Below are 25418 nucleotides of genomic sequence, written 5' to 3'. Positions count from 1 at the left end.
GTATCAATCAAAACTATACCAAGACCATGAAAAAAACGCTCTCGCTTCTGTTTGCATTTGCTATGCTGTTCCACAGCTATTTATTAACTGCACAAGACTGTGGGGGTTATTTTGCTTTCAAAAAAGGAATGAAAGTAGAAATGACCTCTTATGACAAAAAAGATAAACCTACTGTTACGACAAAATATGAGGTAATAGATTATAAACCCATTGATGGGGGTATATCAATGGCATTTGCCCATGAAGCATATGATGCGAAAGGTAAATTGCTATCGAAAAGTGAATCGACAGGCAAATGTGTTGGTGGGGACTATTATACTGATATTCGTAACATTACCAGCGATGCCATGCCAAAATCACCGGACATGAAAGTAACCGTTACAGGCGACCAGATGGTCTATCCGAGAGATTTAAAAGTGGGCGATATCCTGAAAGATGCCAGTATCAATGTGAAAACCGGATTTGAAGGTGGCATGACTCTAATGAATATGAATGCCAATATTACCAACCGCAAGGTAGAAGCCTATGAGACTATAGAAACTCCTGCCGGTAAATTTGAATGTGCCAAAATTACCTATACCATGAATATGAAATTTATGGGCAATCGCACACTGAAATGTGTAGAATACCTGGCAAAAGGGGTAGGAATGGTAAAAACAGAACAATTTGACGAAAAAGGCAACCGCCAGGCTTATATGGTTGTAACGAAGATTGAGGGGCAGTAGGGTATATCTACCAAGTTTCACCGACTGAAGTCGGTGGCTATGAAAACAAAGGTATTATCATCTTACATATGCGGACTTAAGTCCGCATTACATACTATAATTATTCCATTGTTATTTTAGCCGGCGAATTAATTCGCTGATACTTAAGTTATCAAATCATTGGTATTTACTCCGTGAAAAACCTTGCCTAACTACGCTTACATCGAGGTAAATTAAAATATCTCCCGGCATTATTTGTTCTCTACCAGTGATTCCAAAAATGCTTAAACGTTTTTGCCGATAAATCTGTAAATTGCGTAAATTTTTCATCCCTGACACTACAATGCAACGACGAGCGGCCATAAAAACATTTGCCATGAGTATTGGCAGTACACTTGTACTCCCTTCATGGGCTAATGCCTGGAGCAAGGAAACACTCCATCAATCTGATACCCTTCTTTCTACTTCACAAGAAGCCTTACTGGCAGAAATCGTAGAAACCATTATTCCGAAAACAGATACACCCGGTGCCAAAGAACTGAACATAGACAAATTTGTTACGCTTATGGTAGCCGATTGCTATGATGCTAAAGCACAGGACACCTTTGCGAAAGGTCTGATAGCAGCTGATGATATAGCTAAAAAAGAGTATAACAAGGCCTTTGTTGAGGCCGAGCCTGCTCAGAAACTGGCGATATTAAATAAAATGGATAAATCGGGCACGGATACTGAAAAAGGATTTATCAGATTAGTGAAAAACCTGACGATTCAGGGGTATCTTAATTCTGAATATGTGATGACCAACCTGCGGGTCTTTGAATTTATTCCGGGACGTTATCATGGCTGTGTACCTGTCAAAGCTCAGACAGGCAAATAAATACCTAACCAATCAAATGTATAATCATGACCTATTTTAATATAGATGCCATTGCGGCGCAAACTTTCGATGCCATCGTTATCGGTTCAGGTATCAGTGGCGGTTGGGCTGCCAAAGAATTAACAGGCAAAGGGCTTCGTACCCTCGTTTTAGAGCGTGGAAAAGAAGTAAAACACGTAACCGATTACCCGACAACCATGATGCAACCGTGGGAGTTTGAACATCGGGGACAGTTGAAAAAAGAGGTAAAAGACGCCAATCCGATTGTAAGCAAATGCTATGCTTTTTATGAAGGCACACAGCAGTTCTTCGTAAAAGACGCCGAGCATCCTTATGTACAGGAAAAACCCTTCGACTGGATTCGTGGGTATCAGACAGGTGGTAAATCGCTACTCTGGGCAAGACAAACCCAACGCTGGTCGAAATACGATTTTGAAGGCCCCGGTCGTGATGGATTTGCCGTAGAATGGCCGATTGGTTATGAAGATATTGCTCCTTGGTATAGCCATGTAGAGAAATTCGCAGGGATTTCAGGCAATAAAGATGGGCTGGCAAGTTTACCTGACGGTGAATTTTTACCACCTCACGAAATGAACTGCGTAGAGAAATATTTCAGCCAGCAGGTAGCTAAAAACTATAACGACCGTCATATTATTATGGGTCGTTGTGCGCATATTACCCAACCTAAAAAGATACATCTTGACCAGGGAAGAGCGCAATGCCAGCACCGCACTATCTGTGAGCGTGGTTGTCCGTTTGGTGGGTATTTCAGCAGTAATGCTTCTACTTTGCCTTGGGCGGCTAAGACGGGAAAAATGACGTTGCGCCCTGATTCGGTCGTACATTCAATCATTTATGATGAGAAGAAAGGCAAAGCTACAGGGGTAAGAGTGATTGATGCCAATACTAAGCAAATGACTGAGTATTATGCCCGCATTATCTTTGTCAATGCCGCAGCATTGAACTCAAACCTGATTCTGTTAAACTCCATTTCAAGCCGTTTCCCGAATGGTTTGGGGAATGATAATGGTTTATTGGGTAAATATGTAGCTTTTCATAATTATACGGCCACTATCAATGCCGAGTATGAAGGCTATCTGGATAGCACGACCGACGGTCGTCGTCCGAACTCGCCTTATATCCCACGTTTCCGCAATGTATTCAAGCAGGAAACTGATTTCTTGCGTGGGTATGCGTCCGGTTTTCAGGCAGGCAGATATATGCGTGATGATAGAAGCGCGATGGGTGAAGATTTGAAACACGGCTTGTTGAATCCATATCTGAGTAATGTATGGAGCGTAGGCTCTCACATGATGGGAGAAACCATTCCGAAAGAGAGCAACTATGTAAGATTGGATAAATCGAAGCTTGACCCCTGGGGTATTCCGCAATTAAGTATTTCGGTAGATTATGATGATAACGACCGCAAAATGGTGAAAGATTTCTTTGAGCAATTGACTGAAATGTACACTAAAGCAGGTTTCAAAAATATTCGTACCAACGATTCTAACCGTACTCCCGGCTTGGATATTCACGAAATGGGTGGGGTAAGAATGGGTAAAGACCCTAAAAACTCACTACTCAATAAATGGAATGCCCTGCACGAATGCAAAAACGTATTCGTAACCGACGGTGCATGTATGACTTCAACCTCCACCCAAAATCCATCATTGACTTATATGGCATTAACAGCCAGAGCTGCTGATTATGCGGTGAAAGAGTTGAAGAAAGGGAATTTGTAAGGGGGTTTGGTAAACACATAGGAAAGCCTTGTCTGTGGGAATGGACAAGGCTTTTTTATTGATATATAGAGTTCATGTATAAATTTTCTTAAATTTAACTCACCAATTGGTATGGATGCAAGTAAGGGTTAGAATCAATTTATTTAAAAAGAAAAGAAATGAAAGTAACAGGTATATGCAAATTATGTCAAATAAATAAAGAGTTAGAAGAAAGTCATATTATACCAAAATTCGTTTCTCGTTGGATTAAAAAACATCGGCAACTGGCAGGCTTAGAGGATTAGGTAATCCTAATATCCCCCTTCAAGACGGTAAGAAACAATACTTATTATGCGCTGACTGCGAAGATAAATTTAGTAAGTATGAAACATGGTTTGCTAATAAATTTTTTCACCCAAGTATTTCGGGAGTAAAAATAACTTATGAGTATAATGAGATGTTATTTAAATTCGTCGCCTCACTTTTTTGGCGGTCACTTATAGTAAATATAGATAGAAAGGTTTATGATGAGTCTTCATTCAAACAGCAAATGATAAATTGCGAAATCGAATTACGCCAATTTCTGAATAAAGAAATTTTCCCGACTGATTTTAATGAAATTTATATTGGAATGACATCCTTTATAGTCAACGCTCCAAAAGAAATACGTGGAGCGAATTTCTTTTTTACTCGTATGATTGATACTCAAGTATTATTTACCGATAAAGTATCATATTTTTATTGCCTTATTCCTTACTTCATTTTTGTAGGAAATATTGCTGGAATTAATAGTAATAACTTTCCAAACTCTAAAGTAAACCCCATTGGAGGTAAGTTTTTAACAACGCAAATGGCACTTAAAGACCCGAATGTCTCCAGTTTTATTACAAAAAGACTATTAGAAATTGAAAATACTAATATATCTGACGCACAAAATAAAATTATTGAAGATATGATTTTAAGCAATATAAAAAAGTACTCAAACTCCCAATCCTTTATTGCTCATTTTCTCGACAATACATCATTATGATTAAATAACTCTTTCCTATGACTTGTACTTTTCGTTAATTTCGCACTTATATATAAATTACAATTTTAATATCCCATGAAATCAACCCTACTAACAATACTAACCCTCCTCACCCTCTCAACTATCGCCCAACTCCGCAACACCCATTATATCACCAACCAATCCCCATTGTACGCACAACCCTACACAGCCTTGCCTTTGGGGAATATTCAGCCGAAAGGTTGGTTAAGAAAAATGCTGGAAACACACTCAATACCCATACCACTCTGCCCACCAGGCTTGTAATTGTCGGCGGATTTCATTTTCACGGGCATTGTTGCTTGGTTCGTAAAGTTTAGTGCCTTTCAGTTCATCAGGCAGAAAGTTGTGTTTGGTAAAGTTGCCCTCATAGTTGTGGGCATATTTGTAGTTTTTGCCGTAGCCAATCTGTTTCATCAGTTTGGTGGGTGCATTTCGCAAAGATAGAGGTACAGGCAGGTGCGCAGTCTTTTCAGCCAAAGCAATGGCATTATCAATAGCTACATAAGAGGCATTTGATTTGGGCGAAGTTGCCAGATAAATTGCCGTTTGTGAAAGGATAATTCTACTTTCGGGGTAGCCAATGGTTTTGACCGCCTGCATACAGTTATTTGCCATGATTACAGCCGTTGGATTGGCATTACCGATGTCTTCCGAAGCTAAAATCAGCATACGTCGGGCGATAAATTCTACATCTTCTCCGGCTACTAACATGCGTGCCATCCAATACAAAGCCGCATTAGGGTCTGACCCCCGCAGAGACTTTATAAAAGCCGAAATAATATCATAATGCTGCTCTCCCGATTTATCATAACGTGCAATGTTGCGTTGCGCTACTTCTTCTACCAAGTCATCTGTAATCACTATGGGTGAGTCTGGTGGATAAGAAAAAGTAATGATTTCAAGCAGATTCAACAGTTTCCGTCCATCGCCACCAGAAATACGCATTAGTGCCTCATAAGAGGCTACTTTTATCTCTCTTTTTTTTAACTCTACATCTTCTTTAATTGCTCTGTCTGTCAGTTCTTTTAATTCTTTTTCGCCAAAAGATTCTAATACATATACCTGACAGCGGGAAAGTACCGCTCCATTAATTTCAAAAGAAGGATTTTCGGTAGTAGCACCAATCAGCGTAATCTGTCCTTTTTCTACGGCTGCTAATAGCGAATCCTGCTGAGATTTATTGTAGCGATGAATTTCATCAATAAACACAATAGGAGGGAATAAACCTAACGGACGATTGATGACTTCACGTAACTCTTTTACCCCTGAACTCACCGCATTTAGTTGATGAAACTGCCTTTTAGTAGTTTCTGCAATCAATAAAGCCAAGGTGGTTTTACCTGTGCCCGGAGGACCCCACAGAATCATAGAGGGTACCAGATTGGCTTCAATAGCTTTGCGGAGCGGTTTGTTTCTGCCTAAGATATGTTCCTGACCGATATAGTCATCTAATTTTTTCGGACGCAGACGTTCGGCTAATGGTGCAGTCATTTGAATGTTGTTATGAGATTTTATAAATAATCTTAGTAGCGATAGAAATTTAGCAAGAAATATTTTCAATGACAAATATACGGTGCTTCTTGGAATTGTAGAACCACTACTCTATTTTTACCCATTAGAAAACAAAACATTATTAGCTTCGACCTATGGCAAAGAAAACGACTTCTACCAAGAAACAAGAAGAACCTCAGGAAAGCAGTAGCCCCAGTTTCAAAAACGTAGAGCCATTCAGTTTATTTACCGATTTTGATATTAATCTTTTCAAGGCAGGCAAGCATTACCGTTTGTACGAAAAGATGGGCTCGCACGTAGTGGAAAATCAGGGAGTCATAGGTACATATTTTGCCGTATGGGCACCTAATGCCCGATATTTATCGGTTGTGGGTGATTTTAATGGCTGGAATCGGGGTTCTCACCCCTTAAGTTCCCGTTGGGATGGTTCGGGTATCTGGGAAGGCTGGATTCCGAATATAGGCAATGGTGAGGTTTATAAATATTTTATATCATCGAACACAGGCGCTGATTTTGAAAAAGGCGACCCTTATGCCCTGAATTGGGAACACCCACCTAAAACAGCATCAATTATCTGGGATACCTGGTATGAATGGAAAGATAAGGAGTGGATGCAGACACGCCGCCAGAAAAATGCACTAAATGCACCTATTTCAGTCTATGAAATACACTTAGGCTCATGGCAACGTGACCCGGGCGACCCCGAACGCCGATTGACCTATCGTGAAATTGCCAATACACTTGTGCCTTATGTAAAAGAAATGGGCTTTACACACGTAGAGTTTATGCCTGTGATGCAACACCCTTACGAACCGTCGTGGGGTTATCAGATAACAGGCTATTTCTCAACCAGTAGCCGATTTGGTACACCACAGGATTTTATGTATCTGGTAGAGCAACTGCATATCAATGATATTGGCGTATTATTAGACTGGGTACCCTCACACTATCCGAACGATGCGCATGGGATTTATCGTTTTGATGGAACGGCACTTTATGAACACGAAGACCCTCGCCAGGGCTATCACCCTGACTGGAAGAGCTATATCTTCAACTATGGACGTTATGAAGTACGTTCGTTTCTGATAAGCAACGCCCTTTTCTGGTTAGACAGGTTTCATGCCGATGGGCTAAGAGTAGATGCGGTAGCTTCTATGCTCTATCGTGATTATTCACGTAATGCCGGAGAGTGGATACCGAATATTTTTGGTGGCAGAGAAAACCTGGAGGTAATCTCTCTTTTCAAAGAGTTAAACGAAGAAATTTACAGAAGTTTCCCTGATACACAAACCATTGCCGAAGAATCAACGGCATTTCCGGGGGTTTCAAGACCGGTTTATACAGGTGGCTTAGGCTTTGGTATGAAGTGGATGATGGGTTGGATGAATGATACCCTGCGCTATTTTGCCAAAGACCCGATGTATCGTAAATGGCATCAGAACGACATAACATTCAGTCTGGTTTATGGTTTCTCCGAAAACTTTATGTTGCCACTCTCGCACGACGAAGTAGTGTATGGCAAAGGTTCTTTGATTGAAAAAATGCCGGGCGATCAGTGGAGAAAATTTGCAAATCTCCGCTTGTTGTTTACTTATATGTTTACACACCCAGGTACAAAACTCTTGTTTATGGGTGGAGAATTTGCACAATATGCCGAGTGGAATTTTAAGACAAGTTTAGACTGGCATTTATTGGAGCATCAGCCAAACAAAGGTGTAAACGAGTTGATGAAAGATTTGAATAAGATGTATAGAAATGAAGCAGCCTTGTTCGACAAGCAATTCTCACCTGATGGTTTTGAATGGATTGATACCAGCGACCGTGAAAACGCAGTAATTGTATATGCACGTAAGGGCTTTAATGAAAAAGATACAATAGTAGTGGTATTGAACTTTACCCCTATACCTCGCTCACCTTATAGAATCGGCGTACCAGCAGCCGGTACTTATGAAGAAATATTTAACAGCGATGACCAGAAATATTGGGGAACAGGTGTGGTAAATATCAATGTAGATACCAACAAAATTCCTTTGCATGGCAAAGATAATTCTATTGAAATCTCACTGCCGCCTTTGGGGGGAGTGGTGTTCAGATTGAAGCAATAAAATGAAAGAGGCTCTGAGAAATCGGAGCCTCTTTTAATTTTATGAATTCAATACCTCTCGGTGGATGAGCGGAACCGAAGCCACTTGCCGATGTAGAAAGCCCCCTAATTTATCATTTTATCAAGTGCCTCGGGGCTTCGACTGCGCTCAGCCACCGATAATAGGCAAATTCTGATATATTTATTAGCTTGGGGTATTAAATCTATCCCCGATAATGTAAGGCTTTGCATTTTGATTTAATTCAAAGAAGCATCTCGTGGCGTCTTTGGCATCGTTGAATTTGATGTAAAAATCAAGGTAAGAATAATTGTTCCTAAAACAATTAATAAAGTCAGTTCAAAATGGGTATCTGAAGCTGAACCAAGAACAATTTTCTGAGAAGATTTATTGAGTTTGGCACCTTCTGTAATCTGAATATTTGACAGATGATTGAGCGTATTCAGCATGCCATAAAAAGCCTCGTCTAATATAGGTCTGGCATTTGCTGCGTTACTGAAATCAGACTGATGAATATGCTTTTGCTCTAAAGCCAATCCATCAGCTATTTTTTTCTTGAAATTCTTAAATAAGACCTCTTCTGTAGGAGTCAGTCTGGTTTTTTCATACGAGCCAATTAAGGTCTGAATAGCAGTATTATGAGACTTTATTTTATCCTTAATATGGTTGAAATCCTCCTGGGTATTACAATCATCTACCAGTAATTTTTTTCTTGATAAATGATTTGATAATTCATAGATATAACTTTCTGCCATCAGACGATCTTCATAGACTGCCGAGAAGCTATCACCTAACTCATGGAAATGCCTTTTATCGGACACATTCTTGATAAATAAAAAAACGAAAATAACCGTCAACACCATAGCGGCTTTCATTTTCTGCTCGATACTATATGCCCATTTCATGATGAAGTAAAAATTGATTTAATACAAATATAAGTAAAAATACTTATATTTGTATTGACGATTGAAAATAGCTTATTGGTGTAATAACCAATATAAAAAGAACCACCCGGTAGTGCACTCTGATATTATAGTCGGTCTCTTATAGTTATTTTTTTGTACGATTATATTTCTTCACTAATTCGAGGGTGTATTGCATGGTTTTATTGCTTCCCCATGATAAATGTCCTGGAATTACATACTTAGGGGTAGGATATTTTCTTATAGAACGTGCCAATGATTTTTCCCATGCTATCGGATTGGCATCTGATAAATTGCCTACATCAGTCGCTTCAGTACTTTTGATAAAGCAACCTCCATATAATACCTTGTCTTTTTCAAAACATACCATAATGTTATCAGGTGCATGACCCTCACCCGGATAATAGGTCTTAAAATTGTATTCGCCTACTTGAAAGGTAGTATCCTTAGTAAAATGATATTCTGCTTCCTGTTCTTTAAATTTCTTGCAAAGCTCATAGGTATGTACACTCGAATAGGTTTTTATGCCTTTGGCTCTCAGAATATTTAATCCTGCGGTACGGTCGGCATGAAAATGAGTCGAAATACTCATCACTACTTTTTTGTTATGCCTTTTTTCTATGCTGTCTAATAAAGGCAACATCTGATTTTCATCCCAGGGCGTATCAATCATTACTACTCCATCTTTGGTTACTACATACATACTATTGGCAGGATATAACGTGCCTTTGTAGTCATTATAGGTAATATACACATAGAAATTGCCCGTTAAATGTTTAATGTCGAGGCGTTTGGTTTGTGCCAACGATGTGATATTAACTAAGAAAACGCTGAATAAGATTAATAATTTGGTGGTTTTCATTGATGAGGTGGTTTTATGGAATTAATGTTTAATGGATTCTTTAATGACGTGTGGTTAACCGAGTGATTGCATAAGCATCTATGAATATTGAATTTTATTCAACTGAATATTAAATAAGCTGTCTTCTTCCCATTTTGCAGGGTTATTTATGATATAGGTAGCGATAGTTTGATAATCATCTTCTGAATGAATAATATGCTCATGAAAGCGTGATTGCCAATCGAATACAATATTGTTATTTTTAGCATAGGAACTGACAGCACCCTTATAACCTCTGATAATTGATGCCAGATTTTTAGATTGTGGTGAAAAATGGTTTTGTGGTTCAATGACATTACTGTAGGTGGGTTTATTAAATTGATTTCTACTAATCATTATTATACCATGGATATGATTAGGCATTACTACAAATTCACCTAACTCTATATTCATATCAGGCCTTAATTCAGCAGCCTTAAACCATTCTACCCAAGCAATTTTTCTTATTTCACTCGGAATCAAGGCAGATTCATGAATATTACCAAAATGTGCTTCTCTATTTTTAGTACAGATGGTTATAAAATACATACCTGCATGAGCGTAGTTCCATGAATCTAACCGTGCTGATGGAACCCTGTATCTATTGTTAAATAGTTCTTTCATTGAAAAATATTTATTTATTCTAACCATTTTCGTAGAGACGCATTGCATGCGTCTCCTTTGGAATATCCTGACCAATAAATGTTAATTGATGAATCGTTTTTAGCCAATAAATACATTTTCTCTATTCATAGCCCTTTGAAGACGCATGCAATGCGTCTCTACGGAATTTTGTATAATAATATATTATTCCTTCCCAAAATACCCCTCCGGCGTCTCTCCTGTAAAAGCCTTGAAATCATGGATAAAATGGGCCTGGTCGAAATATCCTGCTTCGTAACCTGATTCGGTCAATGATTTTTCAGGTGAATGGCTTTTGAGTAAAGCATTGAATCTGACAATAGAGGCAAACTTTTTAGGGGAGGCACCTACAATTTTTCTGAATCGTTTTTCAAGCGGACTTTTGCTGGTGTATAATTGCTTAGCCAATTCGCTGATTCTGATGTTGCCCTTAGCTAACTGAATCTGCTGAATAGCTGATTGTACCAGTGTGTCAGTCTGAATGGGTTGAAGACGTGCCATCAGGAATTGCTCAATACTATTAATTCGCTCCTGATGCGTTGATGCTTCTGATAATTTTTCTTCAATGGCATTGAGCCATGATTTGTTGACAAAGTTGTCCAGCGAAATGCTTTCACCAAACAATTCATGGATAGGTTCTCTGAAAAAATAAGCGGCTCCGGTTTCATTGAAAAACACCAGAACAGTACCAATATCTTTTGAATTTTTAAATACTCTGAATTTATCCTGCAAACCTGTAATTCCGGCTGTATCCAAGGGCTTCAAAGCCGTGTTTTCAAGAGTAGATAAACGTCCCCGATACTGGAAACCCATTACGAGCGAAGTACCGGGTAAAACCTTGTATTCCGTTTCCTGAGTTGCCTCAGAAATCGCCAATAACCTTAAATAAGGTTTCAGTGCATCATTCGGAATAAAAGTAGTCAGACTCATATTGCAGCAATTATTCTATGTCATCAATGCCTCCGCCAAAGAAAGTTTTAAAGCGGTTAACAGATTTTTCTACAATGGCATTTTCCTGCTCGTTATAGGTATAGAAAGGAGCTACTTCTACAATTACCTCTTTATTTTTAATGGTTCGCTGCCATGCCCCTACAATCGTTCCGTTCACAATTATCATGCGATTAAAAGGAAAAGTCGGCTTTCTGCCTTCCGGATTATTTTTTTCCTTTGGCAAAAAAATAGCATCACGGTGTTTGTAAGCAATGCCATATTCATCATAATCAGGCATTAAAAACGAATGTCTGGGATGTTCTGCTTCTTTCGGGTTTCCAGGTGCATAAATGTATTCCTGCCCGTCAATTTTAGTATGAATAAAATACGGTGGCAGGTTTGCGATACCTGTCCGGGCTTCTTTCATGGTTAACCCCGACCACCATACAAAATCCTGTACAGTAGCAGGCCCCCGGCTTGTAAAATACCTTAACGCCAGTTGGCTAAGCGCTTCTTCCTGACTCAGTGGTTGGGTAGGGGGCACTCGTTCATCAATCAAAGCATAGGTGAATTGTTTTCCTTGTCGTGGGCCACTGCAAATTAGTCCATCTAATTCGGCCTGCATCATAATGCAACTTAACCCAATTGTATCTGTTACAATACCTGCTTCCTGAAAAGCAGCGTTTAGAGTGGCTCGTGTGAGTGATTTGCCGCCTTCGAGGTTTTTGACCATAATATCATTACACTTGTTGAATACCTTACTATCCAAACCATTTTTCCGGTACTGAAAGGCATTGAAAGCGTGTACTCTCGGAGCAGTTAAGGCAAGTAACCATCTGATGTCGGCAGGGGCTACAAAGTGCCAGGTCGGACGCATGACGTGTGTACGCAGAATCCGGCCATCATTAATAGCTTGTTCTACCTCAGCTTCTTTTACACCATTGAGTCTAAGACCGATTGCCCATTTTGACATGGCGTATTCCTGTGCCTGTACTGCTACCAGCCACGAGACTATCTCCTCTGGTTTGGTAAATTGCGTTTCAGTGATTTGCTGGTTATAAAGCCTGTGGGTAATAATTTCGGTGTTGGTCATCATTCGCCTAATTTATTATAGTCAAACCATCTTTTGATACGTAAATTTATGAATCTTTTCAGATAAACTTCATTGATAAATGTATTTGACCAGTTATTAAACCGCTGGCATTGTACACCCAGATAAAACAGATAAACACACTCGCCCGATAAAGGCAAAATGTGCCTTTCCTCATCGCTGATAGGTGTAATTGATTCGTAGCCTTTCAGAAAACTTTCTGCCTTTTGTTTGTATTCGTTTTCATCAGTTTCAGTACCATATATCTGCAAAATGTAATATGCTATATCGTAACATAACCAGCCATTACCGCAGAAATCAAAATCAAACAGGGTAACTTCTTTTTCTTCCGATATATTCAGGTTATCAAACCAGATGTCGAAATGTACTACTCCTATTCTTAGCTTTATTTCATCTACTTGTTTCAATTTGTTTAACAGATGCTTCTGAGCATATCTGATAAACCCTACTTCAGGGGTATCATCAGGCAAAAAGCCAAAGAAGTGCTGAGGTGAATCTAAGAGTACTTTTTCGGGTGTATAAGTAACTCTGTTTAGATAAAGATTGTGAGTTATCTGATGAAACTTTGCCATTATTACACCGATTTTCTCATGTAATTCAGCTGAAAAATTGAGAATCTTTTCACCTTTGGCATACGAAAACATCACGCCAAATCTTTCTCCTTCGGGAGCGTTGAGTGTCTGGATATAATTTCCGTGTGCATCAGCCATAGGATACGAAACCGGAAGTTGATTTTCTTTCAGAAGGTTTAACAACCTGATTTCTTCGGCAATTTCGGGCTCACTACGCCAATTGAGACTATATACTCTGAAAACCGATTTCTTTTCTCCGTCAGTAACAAGATATACATGATTAATGCCTGTTTTCAATAATCGGCAGGTAGTGGCTGAAGTAAGGTTGTATTTAGCCTGTAAAAATAAAGCAAGGTGATTTTCTGAAAGTGTTGACGTAATAACAGGAAAGTGGTTCATGATAGTGGGTTTAGTAAAGTGGTTAATAAAAAGAAGTTCGCAACTAAGTTTCTGCTTGCCTTTTCAATAAATAATTGATTCTGATTCGGTTATATTGTTGAAGAAAAATAGGATAGAGATTATAGATAATATTAGCAATAGCAATGAAAACAGCCCAGCCTATCAACCCAAGCATCAAGGCATAAATGGTAAGACATAGAAAGAATATAAAAATGAGGTAATGGAATTTTTCCTGCATGTAAGACTTTCCAATCAGCTTTTTTATGTCGTGTTTATTGGCAATATATTTATATTGTGGATGTTGCTTTTTGATAAACTGATTTACCCGGTCGCCATCCTGCGTATATTTCTTGATAAACCGGATACCGATTCGGGCATAAACTTTAGAAGATTGACTTAACTGTATTTGATTGAGCCATGAAACAGGTATAAAAATAACTATACAACTGATACCGCCAAATACATATAAGAGTCTGAGCGGCAGATACTGATAACAGAAATAAACCACAGGTACAAACGCCAGAATAGTCCAGAAGAAATTAATCAACTGGTTGTAGAGAACGGCTGTTTGCTGAATTCGCCTGTCTGTGGGGGTCATAAGGTTGTATTAAACAAACGAAAAACCCATTCGGTATGAACGGGTTTTTCTATCTTACTTCGGATGAATTTATCCAAAGACTATCTGTCTTTTAAAAATCGTAACCAAGCGAAATATATAACTTAGGCTTGTTTACTTCTTTGTCTTCAAGGCCCCAGGCATAATCAGCTTTCACAAAATACCCTAAAATAGTGGTTCTCAGGCCGACGCCATACCCAACCAGGAAAGGATTTTTAAAGTTGGTTACAGTTGCTCTGAAAGGGTTATCTCCTCCACCAATCACTTCTGTATTCAAACTGTTCTGACGATTGAATGGCCCTTTATTGCCATACCAGGCTGTACCAATATCACTAAATCCTACAAATTGCATATTACGTAAGAAATTAGACGTAAGCGAGCCTTTAGAGAAATACTGTGCCAATGGCAGCCGTAGTTCGAAATTGGTTAATAAGTGGCTTGTACCATAGAGTTTGGCAAAGTTAAAGCCTCTGAGATTACCGGCATAATCGTAGAAAAGAATATCACGTAAATCACGGGGAACACCCGTGCCTTGTCCGTTGGTTGTCTCTACAGTACGGTTGATTGTGTTTTCAACACCACCAAGGAAAGTTACTTTTGGTGCATTGCCCAAAGAGCGGCTGTAAGATAAACGAGCAGCAAAAATCAGGCTTTTCAGTATTCTTTGATAATGACGGGCATCAACTACCAGACGGCTGAAATTTTCGGTATTTGAAGTCAGGCTATACGAACGTTCTAAACGAAGTTTGGCACGTGTGCCTGTCAGTACTTTGCTGAATAGCGGAGTCGTATTATCGTAAACGATTTCTGCTTTATATCCTAAATAAGTCGAACTTAAATTTTTGCGTCCTAATTCAATCAAATCCACATCGTTTGTGGTCATCAGGAAAGGAGAGATACCTGCACGCAGGTTACGACTGAACGGATAGTTGGCATAGGCAGAAAACTTATTGAAATACAATCTTCTGTCAATGGCAATAATGGCCGTTGGCGGTGTATTGATATTAAGCGGACGGAACAGGTACAAACTACGGTTGTCTAATTCTCCGAATGAAATAGAACGGCGCATGATGCCTAAACCCCAGTCAACCCGTTTGGTATTATTGTTATATTCCATGAAAATGTCATGGTTTCTTAATACCGGAGTGATAAACAACCCTAATTTGATATTGTGGTTTTCTAATAAATCATTCAGTACCAGCGTATTTTTCATCCCCATACGTCTTACAGGGTCCATTAAAAAATCAGATTTCACGTCGTTGGCAATCATGATATTCTCATACGCAAACGGCCCTTTGATTTTTAAGGTTTCTCTGTAACGTCCTAATTTAGGGGTCGTTTTATCTGTATTATCAATCTTGTTTCTGGCAGTTTCGTTTGCCAGAGATTTAATAATATTTTCGGCATCGAACTCGTAATTATCTGTATCAATTTCACCTTTTTCCAGAACCAGTTTTTCTTTAGGTTTTGAAAGCTCTATTTTAGGCGAAACAATGGTTTTTTTCTCAGGCTCGTCATTTTTTTCGTTGACATTTGCATACGCACTACTCATGTAGAACTCTTTCCATTCTTTCATGAACCGATTGTAAGAAATACCTAAAGTGCTTGTGATACTTGATTCTTCTGTACGGATGATACGAGTAAGGTTAAGAATATTGGAGATATTATCTTTGCCATAACGCATAGCAATGTAATTCCAGATAGATTGGCCTACTAACTCAGCATCTTTACCTTCCAGATGAGAAATCTTCTTGTCTTTGTTCTTCATCACGGCCGCACGTAAACGGTCGAGCATGATAGGGTCTTCGTTATTCTCTGAAATATAAGCCGCTATCCCTGCCATGTACCACTCAGGTACAGTCAACAAAAGAGAGCTTTGTAAAACTTCTTTCAGCGAACCTCCGTAAAGCATATCATAGACAAACAAACGGGAAATCTGTCTGATTAATTCTCTTTTGAAAGTTTCCTCATTACCTGTATACGCAATCTGTACCCTTGACTTGGCGAGGTTAAGAATACTGCCATCAAGGTCGATAGGGGCAGTAAGACCAATATTACTCTGGGCTAAGTCTTTTGGCGAATTATACAGAAAAATCTTCATGGTTGTAAAAGGTGTATACCCTAACAACTCGGTGATTCGGTCATACTCGCTTTCTGAGAGTTTGGCAGCACTCTGGGCAATTTTATCACCCCCTCTGTAATAATTAAACTCAAAATTATTACTTCTGATGGTTAGCCATTCAAATCTTTTTTCCTGAATACGGTTTTTACCAAACTCTTCCTGGGTTGATGAAAAATAACTTTGGGCAAAAGCAGTTTGTATTCCTATGAAAATAAGAGCATTAATGGTAAATAAGCGAATAACGCTTCGACGAAAAGTAGAGATTTTTTCCATAGCTCTCTGTATAACCCCGCTCCTTAAATCGGGTCTCAATCTATATTATCCTGGATTATGGGTTTTATGCTTAATCTTATAACGAATATAACGAATAAAACCTTCGAATGTTCGATTCAGGTAGTAAATCTTTATCGTTTTCTAAAAAAAATAATAGCTCACTGGCAAAGTAGGGCGCCAACGATACCCCTTTGGTGCCTAAACCGTTGAAAACAAAGACGTTTGAATAGGCAGGATGGTTGCCTAAGAAGGGGCGACGGTCTTTCGTAGTCGGACGGATACCTGCCTGCTGATGGGTAATGGTATAAGAAGTTTTAAGAAATTTATCAGTTTTTTCTGTAATTGTCTCTTTACTTTCTGGGGTTGTTTGCCAGTCTAAACTATTCCACACATAGGTTGATCCGAATCTGCATTGCTCACTGCCCAACGGAATAATCCATGTGCCCTGATTGACAATCTCTGTGATGGAATAGTCGGGCATTGTGGCAATCAACGTTTCACCTTTTGCCGGATTGAAGGGTAGCCAATTGAAATAAGGATTCTGTGAGGCATAATAACCTTCACAAAAAATGATTTTTGAAGCCTGAAAATTTTTATAGACAACCTGTGTATCTGAAATATCTAAAGCCTTATAATCAAATCTTTCAGCTTTATAAGCCTCCGATTGTATAAACAATTGCCTGAGTGATTCTATCATCAGGGGTACATCTACCCAACCTGCAGAGGTAGTATAAAGCCCACCTAAATGATTTTCTATTTCACTATACCTGTCAGGCTTTACCAAAGAAATGTATTTATCTAAATCAAACTCATCAGTCAGTCGCAAAAAATGCTTCCGTTGCTGTTCATTCGCATAAGGGCGAAAAAGGTTGGTTTCGTGATAGAAATGGCTATGTGTTTCTTTTTCGAGCGAGAGATAAAACGTTTTGAAATAGGGGAAAATAGTATCGGCCAACCAGGTTTTATCAAGGTTTTTCCCGGTAATAGGGTTAAATATCCCTCCGGCAACCGCCGAAGAAGTAGGAATCGATTCATCATTCAGTACCATTACCCGCCTGCCTGCCTTTATAAGCTGATAGCCCAACAAAGACCCTGCAATGCCTTGCCCTACTATGATATAATCGAATGATTGCATGGCAATTTAAGAAGTCGCTTTTTTTACTGCCCTTGCCAACGCCTCCTCAGCCAAACCGCACACTACCTCTACTTGTCCATCAAGCGTCATGAAAGAAGTATCTACTTCAATGGCATCATCCGCTTTTCTTAAAGGGCTTTCTTTGCGGGTAGTATCAATCAAATCCCTTTTTTTGATATTTTCAATAATATCTTCCAAATCTACTAAATCGCCTCTTTCGGCCAGTTCTATTTGGCGGCGATTGGCTCTGATTATAGGGTCGGCGGTCATGAAAATCTTCAATTCAGCATCAGGAAAAACTACCGTGCCTATGTCTCTGCCGTCCATTACCACTCCTTTCTTTTTACCCATCCGGCGTTGTTGGGCTACCATAGCGTGCCTTACAGCGGCAATGGCACTTACCTCACTTACCTGATTGGCAATATATAGTTTTCTGATTTCGTCTTCTACGTTCAAGCCGTTCAAAAAGGTTTCGTTTCTGCCATCGTTCGGATTATGGCGGAACTCGATATGAATATTTTCGAGGGCTTTTTCTATTTCTTTATCGTTGGTGAGTGTTACATGGTGTTCGTGGAAATAGAGGGTTACCGAACGATACATGGCACCTGTATCAATATAACTGTAGCCTAATTTTTTTGCCACTTTTTTGGCTGTTGTACTTTTTCCACAACTCGAATAGCCATCAACGGCAATAGTAATTTTCTGCATTCAATCTGAAAGTTTTTGCAAAGAAAAATCTAATTTGCGAGAGTAACAATTCGAGTTTGCATGATTTACAGATTTTCCCCTTTATTGCCGGAAATATTCAACAAATCAGGCTTTTAATTTTTTTTACTTATGAAATCGGTAGGGATTTTTATTTTTGATGAGGTAGAGGTATTAGACTTTACAGGGCCCTTTGAGATTTTTGGCGTGGCAGGTAAACAAAATGGAGGAGAAGGGTATTTTCAGGTTTTTACAGTAGCCGAAAAACCAAAAATTGCCGCAAGGAATCGTTTACTGGTAGAAGCTAACTATACCTTTGACAACTGCCCGACACCTGATATATTGCTGATTCCAGGCGGTGGCGGATTTAAGCCTGATGGTACTCCCTTTGGCACCAGAAGAGAAATGAATAATCTGAAACTATTGGAATGGGTAAAAAACATGAACGAAAAGGTAGAATTGTTGCTTTCGGTTTGCACAGGCTCATTGATTTTAGCGAAAGCAGGTTTATTAGAAGGATTGTCGGCTACTACGCATTTCAAAGCAGTTGAACAGATGAGAGAAGCTGCTCCTAACACAACTTTATTGCCTGAAGAACGCTGGGTTGATAATGGGCGGATTATTCTTTCGGCAGGGGTATCAGCAGGAATTGATATGTCATTATATGTATTGTCAAAATTATTGGGAAAAGAGGTGTCTAATGAGACTGCTCAATATATTCAATATGATTACTGGAGGATTTAAAGACTTACAACTGCTTAATCTTTCAATCATCAATAAAATCTGCCGATAGTTCTTATGCAACCATACACTTACCGAACTGCCACAATTGCCGATATTGAAAAACTTAGAGTGCTTGGACTAAATTCTTTTGGGCAGTTTCAAAACCAGTTAACTGCTGATAACTGGAAAAAACTGGAGACAATCCTTGATAGCGAAAATACTTACCTTGACTTATTGGGGAAATCAACCTGTTTTATCTGCGAAGATGGGAATGAAATTGTGGGCATGGCCTATTATATTCCGAGCGGAAATCCGACAGCTATTTTTCAGGAAGACTGGTGTTATTTAAGAATGGTTGGCGTTCGTACAGAATATGATGGAAAGGGTATTGGCAGACATCTGATTCTGCTATGTCTCGGCCATGCTAAAAAGACAGGTGAAAAAACGGTTGCGTTGCATACCTCTGAATTTATGGACGCCGCCCGTCATATATATGAACGTATGGGGTTTTACAGGTTAAAGGAAATAGAACCCAGGTTTGAGAAAAAGTACTGGTTATATCTGTTTGAACTATAAATATACTGGCCTAAGTTAGCTTATTTAATACTCATTTCGGCTTGTATATATTTATATACTCCCTCAAAATCATCAGCATTGAACCATTTGAAATCGTCCTGATTTTTGAACCATGTCATTTGCCGTTTGGCATATCTTCTCGAATTACGTTTCAGTAGTTCTACCATCATGGCATAATCATAAGTTCCGTCCAGAAATTCAAAAACTTCTTTATAGCCTACTGTTTGCAATGCATTATGGTTTCTGTAATCGGTTAAGCCTTTTACTTCATCCATCAAACCATTGGCTAACATAATCTCCATCCGTTGGTTAACTCGGCTATATAATTCTTCTCTTGGACGTTCTATACCGATTTTAATGAAATGAAAGCTTCGCTTTACTTTGGTTTTTTTATGAAATTCCGAAAAAGGTTTGCCTGTGCTTAAACAGACTTCTAAAGCCCTTACTACCCGTTGGGAGTTCTGCAAATCGGCTGTGGCAGCATATTCAGGGTCCAGCTTTTTCAGTTCTTCTGCTAATACTTCTACGCCTTCGGTTTCGAGTCTTTGCATCAGGTTTTCTCGTAGTACCAAAGGTGCTTCAGGCATATCGTCTAAACCATCGGTAATGGCTTTTACGAATAAGCCCGAACCTCCGGTCATTATTGCCACCTCTTTCCGTTTGAAAATATCTTCTTCCAATAGTTTTATGACATCTCTTTCAAAATCACCTGCACTGTAATAGGAGTCAATACTGTGTGAATCAATCAGATGGTGCGTAATGCCATCCATTTCTTCTTTGGTCGGTTTTGCTGTACCAATGCTTAGTTCTCTATAAAATTGCCTTGAATCAGCCGAAATAATTTCTGTATTGAGTTGATGGGCTAATCTGATAGCTAAGTCGGTTTTGCCTACGGCTGTAGGCCCAACTAATAAAATTAAGTATTTGTCTAATGTTTGTGTCAAGTTTTTGTGAAATGATTTTTTCGTAGCAAAGGTACTGAAAATCGTAAAACTGATACCTTGATATGTAAAAACTTACCATTAGATGCTTAAAAATATTCTGCTCTTATAGACCCGGGATGTTACTTTTTTGGGCTGCAAAAAAGTAACCAAAAAAGCAGCCCATCATTCAAACTCACGCAATTAAAAATCTGATAGAGTTTTGCCCAAATCAATACTTCTTGCATGATTTTTAATCGCGCTCAAACAGGAATGACGTAATAAGGTTACCATTTTTAGTAGTTATTATATGCCTGAATTTTAACAACTAAAACAGTCTTTATCTAATTTAGAAACGATTTTTATATAAAATGACTACTCAAGTCGTTACATATTTTACAAAAATTTGCAGTTAGCCAATAGGATATTCTTTCAATTAAAAATAACAACTAAAAACGTTAACCTTAAAACATCATTTCCTGTTTGAGTACAGTTAAAAATCAAGATATGGATTATGACAATAGGAGGAGTCTATCAGATTTTTAATTGTACGAGTTTAAATGATGGCTGCTTTTTTGGTTACTTTTTTTCAGCCCAAAAAAGTAACATTCCGGGTCTGTCCAAAACAAAATAGTTTTAAAACTATATATTTTGAGTTTTAATTTGCGCCTTAAGATTCGTCTAACCAAAACAAAATAGTTTTAAAAACGCTAAAGCCATAGCTTAATATATCTATCTTTGATTAAGAAACATTTTTGGGATTGTGCGTCTCAATAAAACTTAATGATTTAAAAAACATGGACTTTTTGTTTTTTGTATCGGCTCTTGGTGTAGGCGGCATTGCTGCCTGGCAGGTTTTTAATTGGGTCTATGGCAAGAAAATTCGTGATAACCGTGAACAACTGCGCAGAGAATCGACGCTACTGCTTGAACGTATTGAGAAGGTCTTCAAGGTAGTAGTAGCAGAGGGATATTTTACCGAGATATATGACCATAGCAGTAAAAAAGATTTCTGGGGGTTATTCAATATCAATAAAAAGGCTTTGGTGATTTCGAGGGCAAAAGTTTCCGTAGGGTTTGATTTCGGGAAAATGAAAGTGCGCAGAGATGAGACCACCCGTAAATTGATAGTAGAAGAGTTTCCAACTGCCGAAGTATTATCTATTGATACTGATTATAAATTCTACGACATAGACCAGGGTTGGCTGAATAAGTTCAGCCATGAAGACTATACCAATATTCTGAACGAAGCCAAGAAGCTGATGCAGGACAAAGCATTGGAAAGTGATTTGCCCAAAGTAGCCAATCGTCAGGTAGGATTGATGATGAACCAGTTAGCGGCCTCTGTCAACTGGGAGATAGATTACAGACAATTAGGAACCAATAATAAAAAGGAGTTATCGGAGTTCAGTGAGATAAATGAATCGTGAATGAGGGAATGGTGAATTAGTGAATTAGTGAATTAGTGAATGCGAACGCCACACGGGAAAATTAGTAAATAATTATTTTGAAATTTATATTCACTAATTCACCATTCACTCATTCGCCATTACTTAAACGCCCCAATCCCGGTGATGGCATTGCCTAAAATCAATAAATGTATATCGTGTGTACCCTCATAGGTAACCACCGATTCGAGGTTCATCTGGTGCCGCATAATCGGATATTCTCCGGTAATACCCATGCCTCCATGTATTTGTCGGGCCTCACGGGCAATTTCCAAGGCCATAGCTACATTATTACGTTTGGCCAGTGAGATTTGTGCGGTGGTAGCCTTCCCCTGATTTTTCAGGTTACCTAAACGCCAGCAAACCAGTTGTGCTTTGGTAATTTCGGTCAGCATTTCGGCCAGTTTCTTTTGCGTAAGCTGGAAAGCCGCAATCGGTTTATCGAATTGTATGCGTTCCATCGCATACCTGCGTGCCGAATCATAACAATCCATTGCCGCCCCTAATGCGCCCCAGGCTATGCCATAGCGGGCATTGTCGAGGCACGACATCGGTGCTTTCAACCCGTCGGCTTCAGGTAAAATATTGGCTTTGGGTACTCTTACATTATCAAAAACCAGTTCGCCCGTAATACTTGCCCTTAAAGACCATTTGCCATGTATTTCGGGAGTACTGAACCCTTCCATTCCACGCTCAACAATGATGCCTTTTATTCGTCCCTGTTCATTTTTTGCCCAAACTACTGCCACATCTGCTTTAGGAGAGTTAGAAATCCACATCTTTGCACCGTTCAGTATCACATGGTCGCCATCTTCTTTAAAATGGGTCGTCATACCACTTGGATTTGAGCCGAAATCCGGTTCTGTCAGTCCGAAACAACCTAAAAATTCGCCGCTGCCCAATTTGGGTAAGAATTTGCGTTTTTGCTCTTCGCTACCGTATTTGTAGATAGGAAACATGACCAGTGAGCCTTGTACCGAAGCTGTTGAACGCATACCCGAATCGCCCCGTTCTACCTCCTGCATCATTAAGCCGTACGAAATATAATCTAAGCCCTGACCGCCATACTCAACCGGAATGGTGGGGCCAAACACCCCTAAATCACCGAATTTCTTTACAATATGTTCAGGAAATACACACCGCTGGGCAGCATCTTCAATGATAGGAGAGATTTCACGCTTCACAAAATCACGAACTGCCGAACGAATCATGAGTTGTTCTTCTGTCAGTAAATCATCTATTTCATAAAAATCAGGCGATTCAAATTCATCTTTTTTACTTGAGCGATGGAAGGTCTGTTCAGAAGCGGTCATTTCAGTACGGTATCAGATTAATGCTTCAAATGTAAGCAATCCTCCATCAAGTAGTCAAATTATTTACTACTTTTTAAAAAAACTGTTTTGCGGTCTGTTTGTATTGAATAAAGAACAAATTGTCAGAACTAAACTTGTTTTATGAAAATTCAGTTCTATTTTTGCTACACGAATAGTACCCAAGACTAAATAGAGTTTACTGCTGTAGCGGGCTTAAATGCTCACTGTACGACCTTACCAAAAAGTATGAAATTTTTGCTTGTGTTACGAATGTCGCTGTACATTCTTTGCCTTCATGTTTATTGCCATGCCCAGGTTAGCTTTACTGATTTACCTGAAGATTTGCAACTCTTTCCACGCGATACGCATAATAAAGCAATAGTTAATTTTGCAGGTGTCATTGAGCCTTCTGATTACAGAAAAATAAGTATCTATGTAAAAAAAGACGATGCGTTCTTTTATCATAAAGCCTCACCCTATCGTACCCATTATTCACAGCCTTTTCCATTTCAGTTTCAGGTAGAAATTTATGCGCAACCCCATGAATATAATTTCAGGGTATATGTGCATAATCCGGCAGGTGATTCAATAGAAGTATGCAGAAGAGACAGAATTTTATGCGGCGATTTCTATGTCTTGTATGGTCAGTCTAATATTATAGCTTCGAGCGGAATAGAAGAACTGTACCTGAATTTTGATGACCGTTTATTCAGAAATTTTGACTACGATAATAATGACCATCAGTTATCGTCTCTGAAATGGTTTTCTGGTGGGCAGCCTTACGGGCATGTAGGTGGTATAGGTATGCACCTGCAAAAACTTATTCTTCAAAAATATGGTATTCCAACCTGTATGATAAACGGGGGCAAAGGCGGGCTGGCCATTCCGCAATTAAACGATAGAATAGAGGGTAACCCGGGAGCTTTCTGGACTATTTACGGACAATTATACAATCGGGTTAAATATGCCAATGCCCTCGGAAAAGTAAAAGGGGTTTTATGGCGACATGGTGAGTCTGAAGCCTGTGGCAACTGGGTAGAGGCAGATAATTATCCGGCTCATTTTGCTTCATTATACAATCATCTTAAAACAGATTTTGGAGGGTGGAATAATTTCTATTTCATACAACTGGCTATACACGGCTGTAATTATTCAGAAAAAGCCGGAGAATTGCGTGGATATATGCGGAAAACCAAATATCTGTTTGAGGGTCTTGAAACCTCAACAGCTTTGGGTATTCCGGTTGTTGATGGTTTTCATCATTCAAAAGAAGGGAATCAACAACTGACCAGCGAAGTTTTCGGAATGATAGAAAGAGATACTTATGGTGCCCCTCACAACATAGAATTGCATCCGCCTGATATTCAGAAAGTCTATTATTCGGCTGCTGAAAAAACACTTACACTCGAATTTGAGCAAGGGCAGCGAATGCATTATCCGGCTGATACCATTGTTGATTCAAGGCTGTGGCAAATGAAAGATTATTTCTTTGTTAATTGTACCACTAATTCTAATAGTTATCTGGTTGAGCAAGGAACGGCACAGGGAAATAAAATTATCTTGAAACTTAAATCAGAAATAACCGGAGGGTTTCTGACATACCTGCCTTCGTATTCAAGACTTGATCCACCCAGGCAGGAGGTTCATCTCACAAATGGCAAAGGTTTAAGAGCAATGGCGTTTTATCAGTTTCCTATTAAAAATAAGTTGATAACCCCAACTATAGATTCCGTGAAATATGTTACTGAAGGACAATTGAAATTATTTTTCAATCATTCTGACACAACTATTATTGAAAGAAGGCAAAGTAATGAAAACGGCTTTTCTGTAATTGCAGAGGTAAGTGGAGGAACCTATACAGATAATCTGATTACAGATAACCTCGAAAAGATACATTATCGTATCAGGAAAGTAAACGCTGTTTCAGAGTCAGATTATAGTCTTGTAGAAGACCTTACTCTGAGCGATTGCAAGAATACCTTACTCAGATTGTCGGGTAATATTCATACAAATGCCACGAAAAAGAGCCGGAAAATTGAATCTACTCAGAAAATACGGGCTTATACCAGATATGTCTTTAAAGATAAAGTAGAATTGAAAGCAGGTTTTGAAACTACCAACAATGCTACTTTTGAAGTGAGTACGTCAGGCTGTAATAATTAA

22 protein-coding genes are annotated in these 25418 nt (G+C 39.0%); 9 read left to right on the top strand and 13 right to left on the bottom strand.

Going from position 1 to position 25418, the window contains the following annotated elements; genetic code table 11:
• Positions 1-26: 26 nt before the first annotated feature.
• From EWM59_RS07435 to EWM59_RS07420, 4 genes are all read left to right on the top strand, one after another.
• Positions 27-725, top strand: coding sequence for a TapB family protein (locus tag EWM59_RS07435; RefSeq protein ID WP_130020318.1), 699 nt, complete (start codon positions 27-29; stop codon positions 723-725).
• Between the two features lie 322 nt (positions 726-1047).
• On the top strand, positions 1048-1581 hold the full coding sequence (locus tag EWM59_RS07430) for a gluconate 2-dehydrogenase subunit 3 family protein (protein WP_130020317.1): 534 nt from the start codon (positions 1048-1050) through the stop codon (positions 1579-1581).
• Positions 1582-1607: 26 nt separating this feature from the next.
• Positions 1608-3323, top strand: a complete 1716-nt coding sequence (locus EWM59_RS07425) for a GMC oxidoreductase (protein ID WP_130020316.1) — start codon at positions 1608-1610, stop codon at positions 3321-3323.
• Positions 3324-3852: 529 nt separating this feature from the next.
• Positions 3853-4332: a hypothetical protein gene (locus EWM59_RS07420; protein ID WP_130020315.1), complete on the top strand. Its 480-nt coding sequence runs from the start codon at positions 3853-3855 to the stop codon at positions 4330-4332.
• Between the two features lie 249 nt (positions 4333-4581).
• On the opposite strand, the gene EWM59_RS07415 is transcribed toward EWM59_RS07420, so the two are convergent.
• The gene (locus tag EWM59_RS07415) at positions 4582-5844 is read right to left on the bottom strand and encodes a replication-associated recombination protein A (protein ID WP_130020314.1); all 1263 of its coding nucleotides are present in this window, start codon (positions 5842-5844) and stop codon (positions 4582-4584) included.
• A 155-nt stretch (positions 5845-5999) separates the two neighbouring features.
• Here EWM59_RS07415 and glgB point away from each other — a divergent pair, with 155 nt between their 5' ends.
• Complete coding sequence (gene glgB / locus EWM59_RS07410; protein ID WP_130020313.1) at positions 6000-7970, top strand: 1,4-alpha-glucan branching protein GlgB; 1971 nt, start codon at positions 6000-6002, stop codon at positions 7968-7970.
• 236 nt (positions 7971-8206) lie between these two features.
• Here the strand turns inward: glgB and EWM59_RS07405 are convergent, their stop codons facing one another.
• The 10 genes from EWM59_RS07405 to cmk all read right to left on the bottom strand — a co-directional run bounded on the left by EWM59_RS07405 (position 8207) and on the right by cmk (position 18278).
• Positions 8207-8872: an MCP four helix bundle domain-containing protein gene (locus tag EWM59_RS07405; protein WP_130020312.1), complete on the bottom strand. Its 666-nt coding sequence runs from the start codon at positions 8870-8872 to the stop codon at positions 8207-8209.
• A gap of 145 nt (positions 8873-9017) precedes the next feature.
• On the bottom strand, positions 9018-9752 hold the full coding sequence (bla, locus tag EWM59_RS07400; protein ID WP_130020311.1) for a BlaB/IND/MUS family subclass B1 metallo-beta-lactamase: 735 nt from the start codon (positions 9750-9752) through the stop codon (positions 9018-9020).
• 78 nt (positions 9753-9830) lie between these two features.
• Positions 9831-10394: a transposase gene (locus EWM59_RS07395; protein WP_130020310.1), complete on the bottom strand. Its 564-nt coding sequence runs from the start codon at positions 10392-10394 to the stop codon at positions 9831-9833.
• Positions 10395-10577: 183 nt separating this feature from the next.
• The gene (locus tag EWM59_RS07390; protein WP_130020309.1) at positions 10578-11342 is read right to left on the bottom strand and encodes a response regulator transcription factor; all 765 of its coding nucleotides are present in this window, start codon (positions 11340-11342) and stop codon (positions 10578-10580) included.
• Positions 11343-11352: 10 nt separating this feature from the next.
• Positions 11353-12438 (bottom strand): winged helix DNA-binding domain-containing protein, encoded by a 1086-nt coding sequence (locus tag EWM59_RS07385; RefSeq protein WP_130020308.1) that lies wholly within the window; start codon positions 12436-12438, stop codon positions 11353-11355.
• The gene (locus EWM59_RS07380) at positions 12435-13424 is read right to left on the bottom strand and encodes a phosphotransferase enzyme family protein (protein WP_130020307.1); all 990 of its coding nucleotides are present in this window, start codon (positions 13422-13424) and stop codon (positions 12435-12437) included. The genes EWM59_RS07385 and EWM59_RS07380 overlap by 4 nt, the downstream gene beginning before the upstream one ends.
• Positions 13425-13467: 43 nt before the next feature.
• Entirely contained in the window at positions 13468-14022 is a 555-nt protein-coding gene (locus EWM59_RS07375; RefSeq protein WP_130020306.1) for a glycosyl-4,4'-diaponeurosporenoate acyltransferase CrtO family protein, read from the bottom strand.
• 91 nt (positions 14023-14113) lie between these two features.
• Positions 14114-16435, bottom strand: coding sequence for a BamA/TamA family outer membrane protein (locus EWM59_RS07370; protein WP_229239307.1), 2322 nt, complete (start codon positions 16433-16435; stop codon positions 14114-14116).
• 76 nt (positions 16436-16511) lie between these two features.
• Entirely contained in the window at positions 16512-17570 is a 1059-nt protein-coding gene (locus EWM59_RS07365) for an NAD(P)/FAD-dependent oxidoreductase (protein ID WP_130020305.1), read from the bottom strand.
• A 6-nt stretch (positions 17571-17576) separates the two neighbouring features.
• Positions 17577-18278, bottom strand: a complete 702-nt coding sequence (cmk, locus tag EWM59_RS07360; RefSeq protein ID WP_130020304.1) for a (d)CMP kinase — start codon at positions 18276-18278, stop codon at positions 17577-17579.
• Between the two features lie 129 nt (positions 18279-18407).
• Between cmk and EWM59_RS07355 the strand changes: the two genes are divergently transcribed.
• Together EWM59_RS07355 and EWM59_RS07350 are read left to right on the top strand one after the other, a co-directional pair.
• A complete protein-coding gene (locus EWM59_RS07355; protein ID WP_130020303.1) occupies positions 18408-19019 on the top strand; it encodes a DJ-1/PfpI family protein in 612 nt (203 codons plus the stop codon).
• A 54-nt stretch (positions 19020-19073) separates the two neighbouring features.
• Entirely contained in the window at positions 19074-19574 is a 501-nt protein-coding gene (locus EWM59_RS07350; protein ID WP_130020302.1) for a GNAT family N-acetyltransferase, read from the top strand.
• 20 nt (positions 19575-19594) lie between these two features.
• Here the strand turns inward: EWM59_RS07350 and miaA are convergent, their stop codons facing one another.
• Complete coding sequence (miaA, locus tag EWM59_RS07345; protein ID WP_229239306.1) at positions 19595-20518, bottom strand: tRNA (adenosine(37)-N6)-dimethylallyltransferase MiaA; 924 nt, start codon at positions 20516-20518, stop codon at positions 19595-19597.
• 773 nt (positions 20519-21291) lie between these two features.
• Between miaA and EWM59_RS07340 the strand changes: the two genes are divergently transcribed.
• Positions 21292-21924 (top strand): DUF4230 domain-containing protein, encoded by a 633-nt coding sequence (locus EWM59_RS07340; RefSeq protein ID WP_130020300.1) that lies wholly within the window; start codon positions 21292-21294, stop codon positions 21922-21924.
• A gap of 119 nt (positions 21925-22043) precedes the next feature.
• Here the strand turns inward: EWM59_RS07340 and EWM59_RS07335 are convergent, their stop codons facing one another.
• Positions 22044-23255, bottom strand: coding sequence for an acyl-CoA dehydrogenase family protein (locus EWM59_RS07335; RefSeq protein WP_130020299.1), 1212 nt, complete (start codon positions 23253-23255; stop codon positions 22044-22046).
• 246 nt (positions 23256-23501) lie between these two features.
• Here EWM59_RS07335 and EWM59_RS07330 point away from each other — a divergent pair, with 246 nt between their 5' ends.
• The gene (locus EWM59_RS07330) at positions 23502-25418 is read left to right on the top strand and encodes a sialate O-acetylesterase (protein WP_130020298.1); all 1917 of its coding nucleotides are present in this window, start codon (positions 23502-23504) and stop codon (positions 25416-25418) included.

This window comes from Emticicia agri (genome assembly GCF_004168285.1).
In the GTDB taxonomy this organism is placed as follows: Bacteria; Bacteroidota; Bacteroidia; order Cytophagales; family Spirosomataceae; genus Emticicia; species Emticicia agri.
This window is presented reverse-complemented; position numbering and strand designations above follow the sequence as displayed.

Excerpts from the sequence above, each read along its gene's own strand:
- EWM59_RS07330 (WP_130020298.1), top strand. The coding sequence starts at position 23,502 with ATGAAATTTTTGCTTGTGTTACGAATGTCGCTGTACATTCTTTGCCTT.
- EWM59_RS07425 (WP_130020316.1), top strand. The coding sequence starts at position 1,608 with ATGACCTATTTTAATATAGATGCCATTGCGGCGCAAACTTTCGATGCC.
- EWM59_RS07340 (WP_130020300.1), top strand. The coding sequence starts at position 21,292 with ATGGACTTTTTGTTTTTTGTATCGGCTCTTGGTGTAGGCGGCATTGCT.
- EWM59_RS07385 (WP_130020308.1), bottom strand. The coding sequence starts at position 12,438 with ATGATGACCAACACCGAAATTATTACCCACAGGCTTTATAACCAGCAA.
- EWM59_RS07435 (WP_130020318.1), top strand. The coding sequence starts at position 27 with ATGAAAAAAACGCTCTCGCTTCTGTTTGCATTTGCTATGCTGTTCCAC.
- EWM59_RS07395 (WP_130020310.1), bottom strand. The coding sequence starts at position 10,394 with ATGAAAGAACTATTTAACAATAGATACAGGGTTCCATCAGCACGGTTA.
- EWM59_RS07415 (WP_130020314.1), bottom strand. The coding sequence starts at position 5,844 with ATGACTGCACCATTAGCCGAACGTCTGCGTCCGAAAAAATTAGATGAC.
- EWM59_RS07355 (WP_130020303.1), top strand. The coding sequence starts at position 18,408 with ATGAAATCGGTAGGGATTTTTATTTTTGATGAGGTAGAGGTATTAGAC.
- EWM59_RS07390 (WP_130020309.1), bottom strand. The coding sequence starts at position 11,342 with ATGAGTCTGACTACTTTTATTCCGAATGATGCACTGAAACCTTATTTA.
- EWM59_RS07430 (WP_130020317.1), top strand. The coding sequence starts at position 1,048 with ATGCAACGACGAGCGGCCATAAAAACATTTGCCATGAGTATTGGCAGT.
- EWM59_RS07380 (WP_130020307.1), bottom strand. The coding sequence starts at position 13,424 with ATGAACCACTTTCCTGTTATTACGTCAACACTTTCAGAAAATCACCTT.
- EWM59_RS07335 (WP_130020299.1), bottom strand. The coding sequence starts at position 23,255 with ATGACCGCTTCTGAACAGACCTTCCATCGCTCAAGTAAAAAAGATGAA.
- EWM59_RS07405 (WP_130020312.1), bottom strand. The coding sequence starts at position 8,872 with ATGAAATGGGCATATAGTATCGAGCAGAAAATGAAAGCCGCTATGGTG.
- EWM59_RS07375 (WP_130020306.1), bottom strand. The coding sequence starts at position 14,022 with ATGACCCCCACAGACAGGCGAATTCAGCAAACAGCCGTTCTCTACAAC.
- EWM59_RS07420 (WP_130020315.1), top strand. The coding sequence starts at position 3,853 with ATGATAAATTGCGAAATCGAATTACGCCAATTTCTGAATAAAGAAATT.
- EWM59_RS07365 (WP_130020305.1), bottom strand. The coding sequence starts at position 17,570 with ATGCAATCATTCGATTATATCATAGTAGGGCAAGGCATTGCAGGGTCT.
- glgB (WP_130020313.1), top strand. The coding sequence starts at position 6,000 with ATGGCAAAGAAAACGACTTCTACCAAGAAACAAGAAGAACCTCAGGAA.
- cmk (WP_130020304.1), bottom strand. The coding sequence starts at position 18,278 with ATGCAGAAAATTACTATTGCCGTTGATGGCTATTCGAGTTGTGGAAAA.
- EWM59_RS07370 (WP_229239307.1), bottom strand. The coding sequence starts at position 16,435 with ATGGAAAAAATCTCTACTTTTCGTCGAAGCGTTATTCGCTTATTTACC.
- EWM59_RS07350 (WP_130020302.1), top strand. The coding sequence starts at position 19,074 with ATGCAACCATACACTTACCGAACTGCCACAATTGCCGATATTGAAAAA.
- bla (WP_130020311.1), bottom strand. The coding sequence starts at position 9,752 with ATGAAAACCACCAAATTATTAATCTTATTCAGCGTTTTCTTAGTTAAT.